Below are 18,018 nucleotides of genomic sequence, written 5' to 3'. Positions count from 1 at the left end.
GACTTGCGCCGATCTCCCGGAGGGAGAAGCCTCAACTTTTTTCAAGGCGTGCCGCTTGTTTTGGCAAGGGGCGGCGTTTCTTCGTGGGATTTAGGAGGTTTTCTTGCAGCGGGCATGCGGCCCGCAAGGCCGGCTATTGCCGGACATTCCCGTTTGATTTCGCTCTTCTTTCATGTCGAGCGCATGTTGGGGGTCGGAGGGTCAGGGGCCAATGTTGCGTCGATCCGCAATGCATAAGCGCGATGGCGCAACTTTGCTCACTGCGACGTCAAGGCTGCATAGCGGGTTCCGATTTGCCTTGAACCGTCACAAATCTGCAACAGGCGCCCGCGGAAGCCGCGCCCGTAAGGCAATGTGCGGGCGCCTGAACACGGGGCTTCGTCCCGGCGAGAGCCGGCGCGCTGCCACAAGCTGCCTGCCAAAGCGTTGAGCAAGGGATGACGCATTTTCCCACCTTACGCCGGGGTTCAAACTGGCCCACTATCGGGGCATTTCACCATGCAAGCGCATCAGCGAATGTTGGATTCGACACCTGACGGCCTGAATTCCGGCGAGTCCCCGCTGCTGCGGACGATCGGACTCACCAAACGCTATGGCGATTTCCTCGCCAACGATTCCATCGACATCGATATTTGGCCAGGCGAAATCCACGCGCTGCTCGGCGAGAACGGCGCCGGCAAGTCGACGCTGGTCAAGGCGATCTACGGGCTGATCCAGCCGAGCGCTGGCGAGATTCGCTGGCAGGGCCGACGAATCCTGCTGTCCGGACCTTCGGAAGCACGCAGCCTCGGCATCGGCATGGTGTTCCAACACTTCTCGCTGTTCGACAATCTCACCGTCGCCGAGAACGTCGCGCTCGGCCTTGACGGACGGGAATCCTTCAAGGACATGTCGGCGCGACTGGAGCAGGTATCGAAGGCTTACGGCCTTCCGCTCGATCCCAAACGCGAGGTCTGGCAATTGTCGGTCGGCGAGCGCCAGCGCATCGAGATCGTCCGGGCGCTGATGCAGGATCCGAAATTCCTGATCCTGGACGAGCCCACCGCCGTCCTGACGCCGCAGGAAGCCGATCAGTTGTTCGTCGTGCTGGAGCGGCTCAAGGCCGAAGGCCGCGCCATCCTCTACATCAGCCACAAGCTCGAGGAGGTGAAGCGGCTCTGCGACACCGCCACGATCCTGCGTGGCGGCAGGAAGGTCGAGACCTGCAATCCCCGGCACGAGACCGCCGCTTCGCTGGCGCGCATGATGGTCGGCGGTGAGATCAAGGAAGTGAAGGCGGCATCCGGCCGGACAACCACCGTGCCGCGGCTCGTCGTCAACGATCTTTCGCTCGCGCCGAGCGAGCCGCATGGCGTCCGGCTCGAGCACATCTCGTTCGAGCTGAAGGGCGGCGAGATCCTGGGCATCGCCGGCGTCGCCGGCAACGGCCAGGAGGAGTTGTTCGCCGCGCTGTCCGGCGAGCGGTTGTCGAAGGACCCCGGTACCGTGGTGATCGAAGGCATTGCCGCCGGCCATCTCTCCATCACGCAGCGACGCAGGCTCGGAGCAGCTTTCGTTCCCGAAGAGCGGCTCGGCCATGGCACCGCGCCGCGCATGAAGCTCTCGGAGAACGCGCTGCTCACCGGACATGCCGCGAGCGGCATGGTCCATCGCGGCTTCATCAATACCGCGGCCACGCTGAAGACCGTCGACCGCGCGACCGAGACATTCGACGTCCGCAAGGCCAAGCGCGATCCGGAAGCCGCATCCCTCTCCGGCGGCAATCTGCAGAAGTTCATTGTGGGACGCGAGATCCTGCGCAACCCCGCTGTGCTGGTGGTGAGCCAGCCGACCTGGGGTGTCGATGCCGGCGCCGCCGCCGTCATTCGCCAGGCGCTGCTTGATCTGGCAACCGCGGGCGCCGCCGTGCTCGTGACAAGCCAGGATCTCGACGAACTCGCCGAGATCGCCGACCGCATCGCCGTGATGTTCCACGGCAAGCTGTCGGCACCGCTCGCGACCCGCGAGGCAACGCGCGAAAAGCTGGGCCTTCTCATGGGCGGCAGCAGCCTCGAGCCAAAGGAGGTCGCGCATGCAATTGGTGCTTGAGAAGCGCGCCGAGCGCTCGGGCACGATCGCGCTGGTCTCGCCGCTGATCGCGATCGGCCTCACCGTCGTGACCATGGTCATCCTGTTCGCGATACTCGGCAAGAATCCCCTGCTCGCCCTGCACGCCTACTTCATCGCGCCACTGACCGACGGCTATTCGTTGCAGGAGATCGTGGTGAAGGCAACGCCGCTGGTGATGATCGCCATCGGCCTGTCACTGTGCTATCTCGCCAATGCCTGGAACATCGGCGCCGAAGGTCAATTCCTGATCGGCGCGGTTGCGGGAAGCTGGATCGCGGTGAAGACACAAGGCACCGACGCCGGCGCCTGGGTGCTGCCGGTCATGCTCGTCCTCGCTGCCGCTGCGGGCGCGCTCTATGCACTGATCCCTGCGATCTGCAAGGTGAAGTTCGGCGCCAGCGAGATCCTGACCAGCCTGATGCTGGTCTATGTCGCCGACCTCTTCCTCGATTATCTCGTGCGCGGCCCCTGGCGCGACCCCAACGGCTTCAACTTCCCGACCACGGCCGAGTTCGATCCGGTGGCGACGGTGCCGTTGCTGATCGAGGGCGGCCGGCTGCATCTCGGCTCGATCATTGCGCTTCTAGTCGTCGCCGCGGCTGCAATCCTGCTCGGGCGAACCATCAAGGGGTTCGAGATTCGTGTCGTCGGCGCGGCGCCCCGCGCGGCCCGGTTCGGCGGCTTCAACGCCAATCAACTGATCATCCTGACCTTCGCGATATCAGGCGCGCTCGCAGGGCTCGCCGGCATCATCGAGGTGGCAGGTCCAGTCGGACATCTCCAGCCTGGCATCTCCCCGGGCTACGGTTTTACTGCGATCATCGTCGCCTTCCTCGGCCGGCTGAATCCGCTTGGAATATTAATTGCAGGCCTCTTCCTTGCGCTGACCTTTATCGGCGGCGAGCAGGCGCAGATCGCGATGAAGATTCCATTGGATGTCACCAAGGTCTTTCAGGGCATTCTGCTGTTCTACGTGCTCGCCTGCGATTCCCTCATCCTCTACCGCTTCAAGCTGAGCTTCACGAACCGTCAGGTGGCCCGTGGAACTCATTGAAGCCATCATCCTGGCCGTGCTCGCCGCGTCCACGCCGCTCCTGATCGCCGCGACCGGAGAGCTCGTGACCGAGCGGTCCGGCGTGCTCAATCTCGGCGTCGAGGGCATGATGATCGTTGGCGCGGCCTGCGGCTTTGCCGGCGCCTGGCTCACCGGATCGGTCTTCGTCGGCGCGCTGTTCGGCATCATCGCGGGCACGATGATGTCGCTGATCTTCGCATTGATGGCCCTCGGGCTCGCCGTCAACCAGGTGGCGACGGGACTCGCACTGACCATCCTCGGCGTCGGGCTGTCCGGACTGATCGGCGCCGGCTTCGTCGGCGAGCGCATCACGCCGGCGGTCCATCTCGCCATTCCGGGCCTCACCGACATCCCGCTGGTCGGGCGCGTGCTGTTCGGCGAGGATGGCTTCGTCTACTTCTCGATTGCACTCGTCGTCGGCGTCTGGTGGTTCCTGTACCGCACGCGGGCGGGATTGATCCTGCGCGCCTGCGGCGACAATCACGTCTCCGCGCACGCGCTCGGCTATCCCGTGCTGCGCATCCGCACCTTCGCGGTGATGTTCGGCGGCGCCTGCGCCGGCCTTGCCGGCGCTTATCTGCCGCTCGCCTATACGCCGTTCTTCATTCCCGGCATGACCGCGGGCCGCGGCTGGATCGCACTGGCGCTGGTGGTGTTCTCATCCTGGCGGCCGGGCCGGCTCGTGATCGGCGCCTATCTCTTCGGGGCCGTGACGATCCTGCAATTGCATGCGCAGGGCTGGGGCATCGGCATTCCCTCGCAATTCATGTCGGCGCTGCCTTATCTTGCGACGATCATCGTGCTGGTCCTGCTCTCCCGCGCGCGCAGCGGCGGCTCGACCGCACCGGCCGCGCTCGGCACCGTGTTCGTGCCCGACCGCTGAATTTCATTTCCGCGGCGCGCGCGATGGGGCGCGCACGTTGCGGATCGTGGCTTTCCCCTGATGTTTGGAGATCGATGATGAGGAAATCACTTCTTGCGCTGGCCGCCGGACTCCTGCTCGCCGGCAGCGTCAGTGCAGTCTCCGCCGCCGACAAGCTGAAGGTCGGCTTCATCTATCTGGGTCCGATCGGAGATTTGGGCTGGACCTATCAGCACGATCTGGCGCGGCAGGCGCTGTTGAAGGAATTGGGCGACCAGATCGAGACCACCTATCTGGAGAACGTGCCAGAAGGTCCGGACGCCGAGCGCTCCATCGAGCAGCTCGTCCGCGCCGGCAACAAGCTGATTTTCACGACCTCGTTCGGTTACATGGATCCGACGCTGAAGGTCGCGAAGAAGTATCCGAACGTGCATTTCGAGCACGCCACCGGCTACAAGCGCAATCCGAACATGTCGACCTACTCGGCCAGATGGTATCAGGGCCGCTACATCCAGGGGCTGATCGCGGCCAAGATGTCGAAGTCCGGCGTGCTCGGCTATATCGGCTCGTTCCCGATTCCGGAGGTCGTCTCCGGCATCAATGCGACGATCCTGGCCGCGCAGACCATCAAGCCTGACATCAAGGTCAAGATCATCTGGGCCAACACCTGGTTCGACCCTGGCAAGGAGGCCGACGCCGCCAAGGCGCTGATCGACCAGGGCGCCGACGTCATCATGCAGCACACGGATTCGCCCGCCGCGATGCAGATCGCCAGCGAACGTGGCAAGCTCGCCTTCGGCCAGGACTCCGAGATGATCAAGTTCGGGCCCAAGACCCAGCTGACCTCGATCCTCGACACCTGGGGCTCCTATTACATCGAGCGGGTCAAGGCCGAGCTTGCCGGCACCTGGAAGTCCCAGGACAGCTGGGGCGGCCTCGACAGTCACATGTTCGCGATGGCGCCCTACACCAACATGCCCGACGAGGTAAAAAAGCTCGCCGAGGATGCCCAGGCCGCGATCACTGCAGGCAAGCTGCATCCGTTCAAGTGCCCGATCGTTGGGCAGGACGGCAAGCCGGTCGAGTGCAAAGGCGGCGATCACCTCGACGACGGCCAGATCCTCGGCATGAATTTCTACGTCAAAGGCATCGACGACAAGCTGCCGGGCAAGTAGCACGCTTCTTGCTTAGGCTAGATCGCCTGCTCCTCCCGGAGGAGGTTCGGAGGGGGTGGCCAGAAGCACCCGGCACTTGTGGTCGCCCCCTCTTTCATCCCATCCGCATGAGCCGCGCCGCCGAGCTGTGACGGCGGATGAGGTCTGCCACATCGAGGCCGGGGATCGCGCCGTCGATCACGGCCCATCGTCCCCCCACCATCACCCGGTCGGCCCGATGCGCCCCGCACAGCACCAATGCGGCCAAGGGGTCGCCATGGCCGGAGAAGCGCAATTCGTCGAGCCTGAACAGCGCGAGGTCCGCAGCCTTGCCGACCGCAATCTCGCCGAGTTCCGGCCGGCCGACGCAGGCTGCCGACCCCTTGGTGGCCCAGCGCAGCGCGTCCTTGTGGCTGACCTTGGCCACGCCATAACGCGCCCGTTGCAGCAGGAACGCGGCCCGCACCTCCTGCATCAGATTCGATCCGTCGTTCGAGGCCGAGCCGTCGACACCGATCCCGATCCCGACGCCGGCCTCCTCCATCTCGCAGACCGGGCAGCAGCCGGACGCCAGCAGCTGGTTGCTGCACGCGCAATGGCTGATGGTCGTCTTGGCCTTGCCCAGCCGCTTCATCTCGTCGGCATTGAAAAATATGCCGTGGGCGAGCCAGGTCCGCGCATTGAGCCAGCCGCACTGCTCGAGATAGTCGAGTGGACGGCAGCCATACATCTGCTGGCAGAATTTGTTCTCGTCCTCGGTCTCGGCGAGATGGGTGTGCAGGCGCACGTCGAGCTTGTCAGCGAGATCGGCGGTGGCTCGCATCAGCGACGTCGTCACCGAGAACGGCGAGCACGGCGCCAGCGCGATCTGTACCATCGCATCGGCGCCGCGCTGGTGGTGCCTCGCCACCACACGCGCACTGTCGGCGAGGATCGTGTCCTCGTCCTGCACGACGCTGTCAGGCGGCAGGCCACCGTCCCGCTGCGACAGGTTCATCGAGCCGCGCGTCAGCAGCACCCGCACGCCGAGACGACTTGCGACGCCGACCTCGATATCGACGGCGTCCTCGAGACCCGCGGGGAAGACGTAGTGATGATCCGTCGTGGTGGTGCAGCCCGAGAGCAACAGCTCGGACATCGCCACGGTGACGCCGAGCTCAAGCGCCTCAGGCGTCAGCCTCGCCCACACCGGATAGAGCGCCTTGAGCCAAGGGAACAGCTCCCGATCCATCGCCGCCGGCAGTGCCCGGGTCAGCGTCTGGTAAAAATGGTGGTGGGTGTTGATCAGGCCCGGCAGCATGACATGTGCGCTCGCATCGAACACCGCGACATCAGCGGTCGCAGGCGTGGCGCCGGCCGGCACCAGCTCGACGATGCGGCCGTCCGTCACGACGATTCCGCGCTCGGCACCGTCGGCGAGGGCGGCCAGGGGATCCCTGATCCAGATCGGCTTTGTGTCGCTCATGATCCCGATTCTCCTCATACCCGCTGACAGGCCAGCCAGGTAAACGCTGGCTCGATCACCTTCGCGCCACGACTTGCTTGTTGCGACTTGGCTCCGGTCTTGCAAGAATCATCGACACGATTCACCGGCGGAAGCTTTGGCGCAGCCATGGATTTGAATACCATCACGACAGTGGCCCGTCCGCAAACACGGACACAATTGCCGGCCTGGACCGCAGGCGACGCCTGGCTCGCGGGCGGCACGTGGTTGTTCTCGGAGCCGCAGGTCCATCTGAAGCGGCTGATCGATCTGACCGATTTGAAATGGCCGGCGCTGACGATCACAGACAGCCATCTCTCCATCGCCGCCACTTGCACGGTCGCGCAGCTCGACGGGCTTGCCTGCCCGTCCGATTGGCTCGCCGCGCCGCTGGTCAACCAGTGCTGCCGCGCCTTCCTTGCCTCGTTCAAGATCTGGAAGACCGCGACCGTCGGCGGCAATCTCTGCATGTCGCTGCCGGCGGGACCGATGATCTCGCTCACCGCAGCGTTGGGCGGCGTCTGCACCATCTGGAAGGCCGGCGGCGGCGAGCAGAAGATTCCTGTTGTCGACTTCGTCACCGGCAACCAGCGCAATCGCCTGACGCCGGGCGACCTGCTTCGCCAGATCGATATTCCGATTGCCGCGCTGAAGCGCCGCACGGCATATCGCCAGATCTCGCTGGCGCCGGTCGGCCGCTCGGCGGCGCTCCTGATCGGCAGCCTCGATGCCGATGGCACGCTGACGCTGACGGTCACCGCATCGACGGCGCGGCCGATCCAGCTGTCCTTTCGCCGGGCCCCGGAGGCGAGCGTGCTGCACGATGCGATCGTCCAGCAGATCACGGACGACCTGTACCACACCGACATCCACGGCCAGCCGCTCTGGCGCAAGCACATGACATTGCGGCTCGCCGAAGAGGTTCGCCGCGAGCTGCTGGGGGCGATGCCGTCATGAGCTTCGAGATCAACGGCAAGCCATTTGCGCAGGAGCCGCGCGCCGGCCAGTGCCTGCGCACGTTCCTGCGCGAGCTCGGCCATTTCGGCGTGAAAAAGGGCTGCGACGCCGGTGACTGCGGCGCTTGCACCGTGCTGCTCGACGGCGAGCCGGTGCACAGCTGCCTGATCCCGGCGTTCCGGGCCGAGGGACGCGCCATCACCACGATCGAAGGTCTGGGCGGAGACCACGGCACGCATCCGATGCAGCAGGCCTTCCTCGACGCGCAGGGCTTTCAATGTGGCTTCTGCACCGCCGGCATGATCCTGACCTGCGCCTCGCTGAACCAGGCGCAGCGGACCGATCTCGGCGCGGCGCTGAAGGGCAATATCTGCCGCTGCACCGGCTATCGTTCGATCGAGGACGCATTGCTCGGCAACACCAATGTCGAGGCGAGCGTCGAGGCCGGCGCCGCGTTTGGCCGCAGCCTGCCGGCGCCCGCAGGCCCCGACATCGTGCGCGGCGAGGCGCGCTACACCTTCGACACTGCCATCGACGGACTGCTTCACGTCAAGCTGGTGCGGTCGCCGCATGCCCACGCCAGGATCGTCGCGATCGATAAGTCGGAAGCGCTGAAGGTTCCCGGCGTGCACGCGGTGCTCACGCATGAAGACGCACCTTCCATGCTGATCTCGACCGCGCGGCACGAGATGGACTGGATGGACCCCGAGGACACCCGCGTTCTCGACGACGTCGTCCGCTTCATCGGCCAGAGGGTTGCCGCCATCGTCGCCGAGAGCGAGGCCGCCGCCGAGGAGGCCTGCCGCTGGCTGAAGCTCGATTATGAGATTTTGCCTGCGCTGATCGATCCGGAGCAGGCGATGGCGCCCGGTGCGCCCATCATTCATCCCGATCGCACCACCGCGAACCGCATCGCCGACGCCCAGCGTAACCTCGCTGCGGAGACACATGGCGAGTTCGGCGACGTCGCGGCGGCGCTCGCGACATCTGCCGTCACCTACGAGGCCACCTTCCACAGTCATCGCGTCCAGCATGCGGCGCTGGAGACCCATGGCGGCCTCGCCTGGCTCGATACTTCCGGCGTGCTCAATGTCCGCACCTCGACGCAGGTGCCGTTCCTGACCCGGCGCGCGCTGTCGGACATCTTCAAGCTTCCGCCCGACAAGGTCCGCGTGTTCTGCGAGCGCGTCGGCGGCGGCTTTGGCGGCAAGCAGGAGATGTTCGTCGAGGACATTCTGGCGCTCGCTGCGCTCAAGACGGGACGTCCGGTGAAGCTGGAGCTCACCCGTGAGGAGCAGTTCATCGCGACCTCGACGCGGCACCCGATGCGGGTCCACATCAAGGCCGGAGCGGATGCCGACGGCAAGCTCACCGCGCTCCAGCTCGACGTGCTCTCCAACACCGGCGCCTACGGCAATCACGCCGGCCCGGTGATGTTCCACTCGCTGTCGGAGTCCATCGCAGTCTACAATTGCCCGAACAAGCGGGTCGACGGCTACGCCGTCTACACCAACACGGTGCCGGCGGGTGCGTTTCGCGGCTATGGCCTGCCGCAGACGTTGATCGCGATCGAGGCCGCGATCGACGAGCTGGGCAAGCAGCTCGACATCAACCCCTACGAGATGCGCCGGCGCAACATCGTGAGGGAGGGCGATCCCATGCTGTCGCCGCCGCCGTCCGAATTTCACGACGTGCTTTACGGCTCCTACGGTCTCGACCAGTGCCTCGACCTCGTCGAGCGCGCGATGCAGACTGACGGCCCGCAGCCGGACCTGTCGCCGGACTGGCTGATCGGCGACGGCGTCGCGCTGACCATGATCGACACCGTGCCGCCGGCGGGCCACCTCGCCGACGCGACGATTACGCTCAACGACGACGGCGGCTTCGATCTCACCGTCGGCACCGCCGAATTCGGCAACGGCACCAGCACCGTGCACCGGCAGATCGCCGCGACCACGCTGGCGACCACCGTCGACCGTATCCGCTTGCGCCAGTCCGACACCGCCCATGGCGGCCACGACACCGGCGCCTATGGCAGCGCGGGCATGTTCGTCGCCGGCAAGGCGACGCATGCGGCTTCCATTCAGCTCGCGACCGAGCTGAATGCGGCCGCCGCCGGCGCGTGGCTCTGTGACATCGGGAGCTGCGTGCTCGAGGACAATGCCGTCGTCAGCGGCGTCCGGCGCATGCCGTTTACGGAGCTGGCGAAGCTCGCGCGCGAGCACGGACAGCCGTTCGCAGGCAGCGGCAATTCCACCGGCACGCCGCGCTCGGTCGGCTTCAACGTCCAGGGTTTTCGCATCGCCGTGAACAAGGCCACCGGCGAGCTCAGGATACTCCGGAGCGTGCACGCCGCGGACGCCGGCATCGTTGCCAATCCGATGCAGTGCCGCGGTCAGGTCGAAGGCGGCGTCGCGCAGGCGCTCGGCGCCGCGCTCTACGAGGAGATGGTGATCGACGCGACCGGCCGGGTCACCAACCCGAAATTCCGCGACTACCACCTGCCTTCGTTCGCCGACGTCCCGCGCACCGAAGTGTTCTTCGCCGAGACGTCCGACACGATCGGTCCGTTGGGTGCGAAGTCGATGAGCGAGAGCCCGTACAATCCGGTCGCAGCCGCGCTCGGCAACGCGATCGCGAATGCCACCGGCATCCGCTTCACCGCGCCACCGTTCAAGCCGGACCGGCTGTTTCCGGCGCTGCTCGACAAGTTTGGCGACTCCACCGGGACACGATAGCTCGACCACGGCGACGCTGTTCTCCCTCGCCCCGCTTGCGGGGAGAGGTGAAGAGCGCGCCTCGCATTTAGCTGCCGCGATAGGTCGAATAGCTCCATGGCGTGACCAGCAGCGGCACGTGATAGTGCCCCTCTGGCTCGCTGACGGCAAAGCGCAGCGGGATCTCGTCGAGGAACGGCGGATCCGACAGCGGCACGTTGCGCTCGGCGTAGTATCTGGCAATGCTGAATTTGAGCTCATAGCGGCCGATCGGCAGCGGACGGCCGCCGATCAGCGGCTGATCGGTGCGGCCGTCCGCATTGGTGACCGCGCGCGCGATTACACGGCTCTCGCCGAGACTCGCGAGCTCGACGAGCTCGACCGGGATACCGGACGCCGGCTTGCCGACGTGGTTGTCCAGCACATGAGTCGAGAGCCGGCCGTGCACCTTCAGCCTGTCGTCGGCCATGACGAGCTGATCCAGCCGCAGCGCGGAGATGCGGCCGATCTCCTCGATCGCGCGCCGCGTCTCGGTCTTGGCGATATTGCGTAATCGCGTCTCGAAGTCGCGCAGCACGGAATCCCGGGTGTGACGACGCACGCAGACGATATAGGGGAAACCGAACTTGTCCCGATAGGCGCTGTTGACGCGCTCGAACGCCGCGTATTCCGCATCCGACAACCGGTCGAGGCCGGCGCTGTTCTGCTCGTCGGTCGATTCCGCCGTCAGCCCCGCCGCGCGCTGGGTCTTACTGGCGAGATCGGGATGCGCCCGGATCAGCGCCAGTTGCGCGTCGGGTTCGGCACTCTGGATCGCCGCCATCAGCGCTGCGTGCAACTGGTTGACGCCGGCGAACGGCCGCTTGTCGGCGAGCTGCTCGGCGATCCACGGCGAATATTCGACGACATTGGCGAGCGCCGCGACGAAGTCGGCCTTGCTTGCGGCATTGAGATCGGCGAGCGAAATCTGCGACATCGTCCTTCAACCGATCTCGAATGCGTCGGCCGCAAGATGAGCATGCTTGTCGTGCCAGTGCTGGGCGATCTGCAAACGCGTCGGCACCCAGACGCGTTCGTGCTTGCCGATATAATCGAGGAAGCGCATCAGGCCCGCAGCGCGGCCGGGCCGGCCGGCGAGACGGCAGTGCAGACCTACCGACATCATCTTCGGCGCGGTTTCGCCCTCCGCATAGAGCACGTCGAAGGCGTCCTTCAGATAGGTGAAGAACTGCTCGCCCTCGGCAAAGCCTTGCGGGTTGATGAAGCGCATGTCGTTGGCGTCTAGCGTATAGGGAATGATGAGCTGCTTGCCGCCCGCGCTCTTGACCCAATAGGGCAGATCGTCGGCATAGGAGTCGCAGAGATAGAGGAAGCCGCCCTCCTCCATCAGCAAACGGTTGGTGTTGATCGAGGACCGCCCGGTGTACCAGCCGAGCGGCCGCGAGCCGGTGGCCTCAGTGTGGACGCGGATCGCTTCCGCGATCTCGGCGCGCTCCTGCGTCTCGGTCATGTCCTTGTGCTCGATCCATTTCAGGCTGTGGCTGGCGATATCCCAGCCCGCCTCCTTCATGGCGGCGACGATTTCGGGGTTGCGCTTCAGCGCGGTGGCGACACCGAACACGGTGGTCGGCCAGTTGCGTGCGGTGAACATCCGCCACAGCCGCCAGAAGCCGGCGCGCGAGCCATATTCGAACATCGATTCGATATTGGCGTGGCGCTGGCCCGGCCAGGGCTGCGCGCCGAGCACGTCGGACAGGAACGCTTCCGAGGCGCGGTCGCCGTGCAGGATGTTGTTCTCGCCGCCTTCCTCGAAATTGACGACGAACTGCACCGCGACTCGCGCGTTGCCGGGCCACTCGGGGTGCGGCGGGTTGCGGCCGTAACCGCGGAGATCGCGCGGGTAGCGTGTGTCAGCCACTCAGACTTCCTCGAAGCGGATCGGCAGCGCGCCCTTCCACAGCACGCTCTTGCCCAGCGTCGCCAGATTCTCCAGGCCCGAGGTCAGCGTGATGAAGTGGTTGCCGGCGAGCTGGCCCATCTTGCTGGCGAAGTGAACACCGCCATAGGCCAGCAGGATCTCGGTCTCGCTGATGCCGCCGGGATAGAGGATGATCTGGCCCGGCGCGGGGTAGCTGGTGTGGTTCTCGTAGCCGACGCCGAAATCGAGATCGCCGAGCGGCATCCACACGCCTTCGCCGCTCCAGCGCACATGGATGATGTGGCTTTCGAACGGCAGTGCCTTGCGGAAGGCGGCGACGGTCTTGGGTGCCAGTTGCTCCTCGAAACGGGCATCGAAGGTGAAGTCGCCGGCACGGATAACGAGTTTGCTCATCTCATCTCTCTGGATCGGGGCCGGTGGCCCCACGGATAATTTTCAAGCAAAGAGCACTCCCGACAGTTTCGCGCAAGGGGCGCGGACGCATCACCTGCGGTCGTAGGACCAGCCGAAAATGCCGCTCCGCCGCGTCTCCGGTTCCGGCTCGGCGGCCGGCGGAGGGGCTTCCTTCAGTTCCGCCCGCGGCGTCGGAGGCGGTGCCGGCAGGGTCTCGCATTTCATGGAGTAGACCAGCTTGCCGTCCGCGGTACGCCCGATCGGGGCACAGGGATCGGGATGTCCGGCCGCGGTCTTCGGCGCCAACTTGACTTGCGCGGCCGCCGGTGACGCCAGCAGCAGCAGGACCAGCAGATATCTCGACATCATTGTCGCCTGAAAGCTCGATTGGCCATTGAACCGGATTGAGGCGGGCAAGTCCATCGGCGCCGGAGGGCGCGATTGCCGAATATTTAGCCGTGTCCCGGACAAGCCGCAGCGCGTCTTGCCGCTGCTGCGCATAGCTCGGATCCAGATGGCGACACGGTACGACGCGGATGGATGGGCCCCGGCTCTGCAGCGCACCGCACCGGACGATGCTTCGCATCGCCGGGGACGCCGCGCTGCGTCCGGGGCACGAGAGCGGAGCGGGCGCACGCTGTCTCCACATGTCATTGCGATGCTCCAGTGCACATCCCAGCGTGCAGTGCCGTAGGGTGGGCAAAGGCGCACTTGCGCCGTGCCCACGATCTCTCTCCATGAGCGACAAGGCGTGGGCACGCTGCGCTGCGTCCGGGGCACGAGAGCGGAGCGGGCGCACGCTGTCTCCACATGTCATTGCGATGCTCCAGTGCACATCCCAGCGGCGGTGCCGTAGGGTGGGCAAAGGCGCACTTGCGCCGTGCCCACGATCTCTCTCCATGAGCGACAAGGCGTGGGCACGCTGCGCTTTGCCCACCCTACAAGATCCAGATTGTGGCACGCAGCTCAAGTCGCGGACATGCCTTCGCGTCCTCGCGGCGCAATTCGCCCGAGCTTTGCTTGGTCACTCCACCCTCATAAAGCCAAGAGGGCGCAGGGAAGGCCGGGTGCCGGCTCGCACCCGCGGTCCGCTGCGCGAAATGCACACGCAGGAAGAACCGCACAGCAGCATACAGGTGGTGCCGATCACTCGGCCTTCCCTGCGCGGTGGTTGGACGGCTTATGCCGTGATCTCCCGGGAGCCGACCATTCCTTCTGGCCTCCCTCGCCGTTCGAATTGGATGATGCCGTCCACCCGGTTGGGCTCGCGCGCATCTTCGAACAGCTTGACCGTAGCAACGACGGCCAGGGCCACACGGTTTTGCCGTACGCGCATTCGCTGGTCACCACATTATCTCCCGGCTTTGTCGACGTTGCCGGAAGAATGTGGCGAGACGAACTGAACAGCGCCGCTCATCCGCACGAAGCCTCGGGCTCACAGGGACTACCCGCCCTGCCCGCGCCGCTCGTGCCGACGCTGCCGCGTCCACCGCAGACCCGGCTCGCGATGCGTGACGACACATGATCGCCCCTCTTGGGTGAGCCGGGATGGACGACACATACGCCGAAACCGAATTTCGGTAAAGTGGAATATTTTTAACGACGTGGATTGACAGAGGGCGGCACAGGCACGATCGCGTAGCCCGGATGGAGCGCCAGCGTAATCCGGGACGGTGCGAGATGCCGGGCGGGCGGACCCGGATTGCGCTTCCGCCATCGCTCTTCGAGCTATGGCGGACAAGTCGCTTCATCCGGGCTACGAGGGTACCGACGCATCAAAAAAGGGCGGCACAAAGTACCGCCCTTTTCGCGCAACCCAATCCGGGCCGCGTTGAAAACAGCCGCTCAGTAGCCCGGATCGTAATAGAACGGACTGCCGCCGCCGTAATAGCCTTGACCGCCATAATAGCCCGGACCGCCGTAGTAGGGACGCGAACCATAATAATAGCGGTTCTCGTAGTAGTCGCGGCGGCGCTGCTCGGCGATCACCCCGCCGATGATCCCCGCCGCGGCGCCCATGAAGGCGAGGCCTGCGGCGTTCGACCCGCGCCGATAATAGTGGCGCCGCCGGGCGCTGAAATCGGTGACGTCGGAGGAGCCCTGCCCTGCCGTGACGGGCTTTGCTGACACCGCCCCGGGGGACGCCGCAGCCGAGGGCGATGCGGAGGTTGCGACCAATGCCAGGCTTGCGAACGCGGCCAGCACCATGTTGCGGCCGGCTGCGGAAATCATGGGTCTCACAGTCATTTTGACCTTCCTATAATCTTGCCGATGCTCTTGCCAAAACGTAGGGATGTGCAAACCGGATTCAATGCGCAAACCGTTGAGATGGTTGCATGTTCGCGGCAATCTGCCACGTTTCGAACGATTGTAAACCGAACGACAACTCGCAGCTTGAACCACCGAACCTGAGCGGATAATGAACAGCCGCGCCGTTTTTCGGTCGCCGTAAGCGTTTCACGTGAACCAACGCATCAACCGACGCCGTCGGGATCGATGCCATTTGCAGGGTTCAACGTGATCGACGCGTCCTTTTCCAAGAGAAATCAGATGATTGTGGTTCGCAAACTGCCGGCGCGCTATGCGCCGATCGTGATGCCGTTCGTGCTGTCCATCCTCATGACGGCCGTGGTGTCGGTCATTTCGACGCTCCGGAGCTTAGGGGCGACACCGGCGTTCCTCGCGACCTGGCCGGGCGCCTGGGCGCTGTCCTGGCTGGTCGCCTTTCCGACGCTGCTGGTGGTGCTGCCGATGGTGCGGCGGATCGTGACGCTCCTCGTCGCAGCCCCGCCTCAACCAGGCCGATAGAAGGCGCCTACGACAGCGCCCCAAGCACGCCGCGCGTCGCCTTGTCGATCTCCTCGACATAGCGGCGGCGGGCGAAGTTTTCGGTGAGGAAGCCGACCACCTTGCGGCTGTCGGTGGAATCCACCACCGCCAGCATCTCGGCTTCGGCCTCGTCGAACACCGCCATCGCCGACTTCACGTTCATTTCCGGGATCAGCACGATGTCGATCAGGCGGGCGAGCTCGATCACCTGGATGTCGTCGGCGATGGTGTCGAGGTCGCTGGAGAACAGGTCCGGCAGCAGGACCAGGCCTACATATTCGTCGGAATTGTTGACGATGACGATACCGGGCCGCGATCCCAGCGCGAACTCGCGGCGGACCGCGGCGATCGTCGTGGTCGAGGGCACCTTGCCGACGTCGGAGCGCATCAGCCGCTCGACGGTGAGATTGCGCAGCCAGCCGACGTCGTTGGCGCTGCGGATGGTCTCGCCGCGCAGATGCAGGCGCCAGGTCGAGAAGGAGTGGCCGAACATGAAGCGGACGCAGATCGAGGTGACGATGCAGCCGGCGAGCACCACGGCGGTGACGTCGACATTGCGGGTCATCTCGAGCACCAGGAACGACATGGTCAGGGGGCCGCCGACGATGGCGACACCGAGCGTCGCCATGCCCGTCAGCATCGCTACCAGCGGATCGATGGCGAAGTTCGGGCTGATCAAGAGCAGCACCGCGGCAAAGAACTTTCCGATCAGGCTGCCGACGAACAGCGAGGCGAAGAACAGACCGCCGCGGAAGCCGGAGGCGAGCGAGACCAGGCAGGCCGTCACCTTCAGGGCGATGATCAGCGCGATCAGGCCGATCGTCATGTCGTGAAAGAGATCGAGCACCATGGCGCCATGGCCGGCCGCCAGCACCTGCGGCGTCACGATGGCAAAGCCGCCGACGATGAGGCCGCCGATCACCGGCCGGAGCCAGATCGGCAGCCAGGCGAACAGGCGCTCGAACATCGGCGAGGAGCGCATCACGGCGATGCCGACCCCGCTGGTGATGAGCGCAAGCCCGATCAGGGCCAGATATTGCTCGACGCCGACGGCGCTGACCTTGGGTATCTCCAGCGAGTATGGCGCGCCGCCGAGCCATTGCGCGGTCAGCGCGCCGGCGAGCGAAGCTGCCAGGATCGGGGCGGCGCTGCCGACCGAATAGACGCCGACGATCAACTCACAGGCATAGAAGGCCCCGGTGATCGGCGCGCCGAACGCCGCCGCGATCGCAGCCGCCGCGCCGCAGCCGACCATCAGGCGCAGATCGTTGCGGCGCAGATTGAAGAACTTGCCGAACAGCGAGGCGATCCCCGAGCCGATCTGGGTATAGCCCGCCTCGAGGCCGACCGAGGCGCCGCAGCCGTTGGAGATCAGCGTCTGGCTCGACACGATGACGCTGTCCCGCATCGACAGATTGCCGCCGCGCAGCGCGTTCGCCTCGATCGGATCGACCGCATTCGAAATCTTCATCCGACGCCGCGACCACTCCATGATGCCAAGCGAAAGCCCACCCAGCGCCGGCGCGATCAGTGCCGCCCACGGGCTGACGCTCGCGTGGGCCGACAAGTGGACATCGACGGGAATTCCATAGATCACCACGTGCGCGATCTGCGCGATATGCGCCATCAGCGTCACCACCGCGCCGGCCAGCGTGCCGATCACCAGCGCCAGCGGGATCAGGTAGAACTCGTTGCTGCGCAAGAGGGCGCGCAGCCGAACCATGGTGCGGTTCGTCCCCTTGCGATCCACGAGATGCTTGATCCGCACGAACACCTTCTGCCTGCCCTACCCTTCCGACAGGCCGTAGCCGGCCATGCGCTGGCGGACCCGCTCGATCTCGGCGCTGGGGAGCAGCGGCGGCTGTCCGATCTGGAGGCAACCGTGATATTGCCGCGCCAGCGTTTCCACCTCGACGGCGAGCCACATCGCCTTGTCCAGCGTCTTGCCGATCGCGATCATGCCGTGATGGTCCAGCAGGCAGGCAAGCCGCCCCTCCAGCGCCTGCACCGCATGTTCGGACAGCTCCACGGTTCCGAACGTCGCATAGGGCGCGCAGCGGATGCTGTCGCCGCCGGCCGCCGCGATCATGTAGTGCACCGGCGGAATCTCCATGCCCATGATCGCCAGGATGGTGCAATAGGTCGGATGGGCGTGCACGACGGCGTTGACGTCCCCCCGTGACTTCAGGATGTCGCGATGAAAGCGCCATTCGCTCGACGGCTTCTGATCGGGCGCATGTGTGCCGTCCATGGCCATGAAGACGATCTGGTCCGGCGTCATCGCCTCATAGGGCACGCTGGTCGGCGTGACCAGGAGACCGTCCACATGCCGGACAGAGATGTTGCCCGAGGTGCCCTGGTTGATGCCGAGCGCGTTCATGCGCCGGCAGGCGTCGATGATGGCCTGTCTCTTGGCGAGCTCTTCCTCTGTCGTCGACATCCCGATTTCCTGACGATGGGCTTGTTAGACCGGGAGTACGTCAAAGCAACATGGCAGTGC

16 protein-coding genes are annotated in these 18,018 nt (G+C 65.3%); 8 read left to right on the top strand and 8 right to left on the bottom strand.

The genetic code is table 11. The features are described 5' to 3' along the window. The first annotated feature begins 498 nt into the window (after positions 1–498). From GGD65_RS11375 to GGD65_RS11360, 4 genes are all read left to right on the top strand, one after another. Positions 499–2,088, top strand: coding sequence for an ABC transporter ATP-binding protein (locus GGD65_RS11375; protein WP_409362736.1), 1,590 nt, complete (start codon positions 499–501; stop codon positions 2,086–2,088). Next, positions 2,072–3,163 carry an ABC transporter permease gene (locus GGD65_RS11370; protein WP_183235324.1) on the top strand — a complete coding sequence of 364 codons (1,092 nt, stop codon included), beginning with the start codon at positions 2,072–2,074 and terminating at the stop codon, positions 3,161–3,163. Before GGD65_RS11375 ends, GGD65_RS11370 begins: the two co-directional genes overlap by 17 nt. After that, positions 3,150–4,067, top strand: coding sequence for an ABC transporter permease (locus tag GGD65_RS11365; protein ID WP_018319150.1), 918 nt, complete (start codon positions 3,150–3,152; stop codon positions 4,065–4,067). The genes GGD65_RS11370 and GGD65_RS11365 overlap by 14 nt, the downstream gene beginning before the upstream one ends. Before the next feature lie 77 nt (positions 4,068–4,144). Continuing rightward, positions 4,145–5,221 (top strand): BMP family ABC transporter substrate-binding protein, encoded by a 1,077-nt coding sequence (locus GGD65_RS11360; RefSeq protein WP_183235323.1) that lies wholly within the window; start codon positions 4,145–4,147, stop codon positions 5,219–5,221. 94 nt (positions 5,222–5,315) lie between these two features. Here GGD65_RS11360 and GGD65_RS11355 read toward each other — a convergent pair whose 3' ends face one another. Next, positions 5,316–6,665, bottom strand: a complete 1,350-nt coding sequence (locus GGD65_RS11355) for an 8-oxoguanine deaminase (protein WP_183235322.1) — start codon at positions 6,663–6,665, stop codon at positions 5,316–5,318. Between the two features lie 147 nt (positions 6,666–6,812). On the opposite strand from GGD65_RS11355, the gene GGD65_RS11350 reads away from it, so the two are divergent. Together GGD65_RS11350 and GGD65_RS11345 are read left to right on the top strand one after the other, a co-directional pair. Next, complete coding sequence (locus GGD65_RS11350) at positions 6,813–7,640, top strand: FAD binding domain-containing protein (RefSeq protein WP_183235321.1); 828 nt, start codon at positions 6,813–6,815, stop codon at positions 7,638–7,640. After that, positions 7,637–10,378 carry a molybdopterin cofactor-binding domain-containing protein gene (locus GGD65_RS11345; RefSeq protein ID WP_183235320.1) on the top strand — a complete coding sequence of 914 codons (2,742 nt, stop codon included), beginning with the start codon at positions 7,637–7,639 and terminating at the stop codon, positions 10,376–10,378. Before GGD65_RS11350 ends, GGD65_RS11345 begins: the two co-directional genes overlap by 4 nt. Before the next feature lie 67 nt (positions 10,379–10,445). Here the strand turns inward: GGD65_RS11345 and uraD are convergent, their stop codons facing one another. The 4 genes from uraD to GGD65_RS11325 form a co-directional block, all read right to left on the bottom strand. Continuing rightward, complete coding sequence (gene uraD / locus GGD65_RS11340; RefSeq protein ID WP_183235319.1) at positions 10,446–11,333, bottom strand: 2-oxo-4-hydroxy-4-carboxy-5-ureidoimidazoline decarboxylase; 888 nt, start codon at positions 11,331–11,333, stop codon at positions 10,446–10,448. Between the two features lie 6 nt (positions 11,334–11,339). Beyond that, the gene (gene puuE, locus GGD65_RS11335) at positions 11,340–12,275 is read right to left on the bottom strand and encodes an allantoinase PuuE (RefSeq protein ID WP_179735762.1); all 936 of its coding nucleotides are present in this window, start codon (positions 12,273–12,275) and stop codon (positions 11,340–11,342) included. Further along, on the bottom strand, positions 12,276–12,689 hold the full coding sequence (locus tag GGD65_RS11330; protein WP_014493672.1) for a DUF3830 family protein: 414 nt from the start codon (positions 12,687–12,689) through the stop codon (positions 12,276–12,278). Between the two features lie 90 nt (positions 12,690–12,779). Then, entirely contained in the window at positions 12,780–13,055 is a 276-nt protein-coding gene (locus GGD65_RS11325; RefSeq protein ID WP_179735764.1) for a hypothetical protein, read from the bottom strand. Between the two features lie 871 nt (positions 13,056–13,926). Here GGD65_RS11325 and GGD65_RS11320 point away from each other — a divergent pair. Next, positions 13,927–14,214: a hypothetical protein gene (locus GGD65_RS11320; RefSeq protein ID WP_183235318.1), complete on the top strand. Its 288-nt coding sequence runs from the start codon at positions 13,927–13,929 to the stop codon at positions 14,212–14,214. Positions 14,215–14,534: 320 nt separating this feature from the next. Here GGD65_RS11320 and GGD65_RS11315 read toward each other — a convergent pair whose 3' ends face one another. Beyond that, positions 14,535–14,936 (bottom strand): hypothetical protein, encoded by a 402-nt coding sequence (locus GGD65_RS11315; RefSeq protein WP_183235317.1) that lies wholly within the window; start codon positions 14,934–14,936, stop codon positions 14,535–14,537. Positions 14,937–15,239: 303 nt separating this feature from the next. Here GGD65_RS11315 and GGD65_RS11310 point away from each other — a divergent pair, with 303 nt between their 5' ends. After that, positions 15,240–15,497 carry a DUF2798 domain-containing protein gene (locus tag GGD65_RS11310; protein ID WP_026202400.1) on the top strand — a complete coding sequence of 86 codons (258 nt, stop codon included), beginning with the start codon at positions 15,240–15,242 and terminating at the stop codon, positions 15,495–15,497. A gap of 7 nt (positions 15,498–15,504) precedes the next feature. Here the strand turns inward: GGD65_RS11310 and GGD65_RS11305 are convergent, their stop codons facing one another. Both GGD65_RS11305 and GGD65_RS11300 read right to left on the bottom strand, forming a co-directional pair. Continuing rightward, positions 15,505–17,292, bottom strand: a complete 1,788-nt coding sequence (locus GGD65_RS11305; protein ID WP_183235316.1) for a chloride channel protein — start codon at positions 17,290–17,292, stop codon at positions 15,505–15,507. A gap of 12 nt (positions 17,293–17,304) precedes the next feature. Then, positions 17,305–17,958 (bottom strand): class II aldolase/adducin family protein, encoded by a 654-nt coding sequence (locus tag GGD65_RS11300; RefSeq protein ID WP_179735767.1) that lies wholly within the window; start codon positions 17,956–17,958, stop codon positions 17,305–17,307. Between the last annotated feature and the right edge of the window lie 60 nt (positions 17,959–18,018).

It is taken from the genome of Bradyrhizobium sp. CIR18 (assembly GCF_014198295.1).
Lineage (GTDB): Bacteria > Pseudomonadota > Alphaproteobacteria > Rhizobiales > Xanthobacteraceae > Bradyrhizobium.
This window is presented reverse-complemented; position numbering and strand designations above follow the sequence as displayed.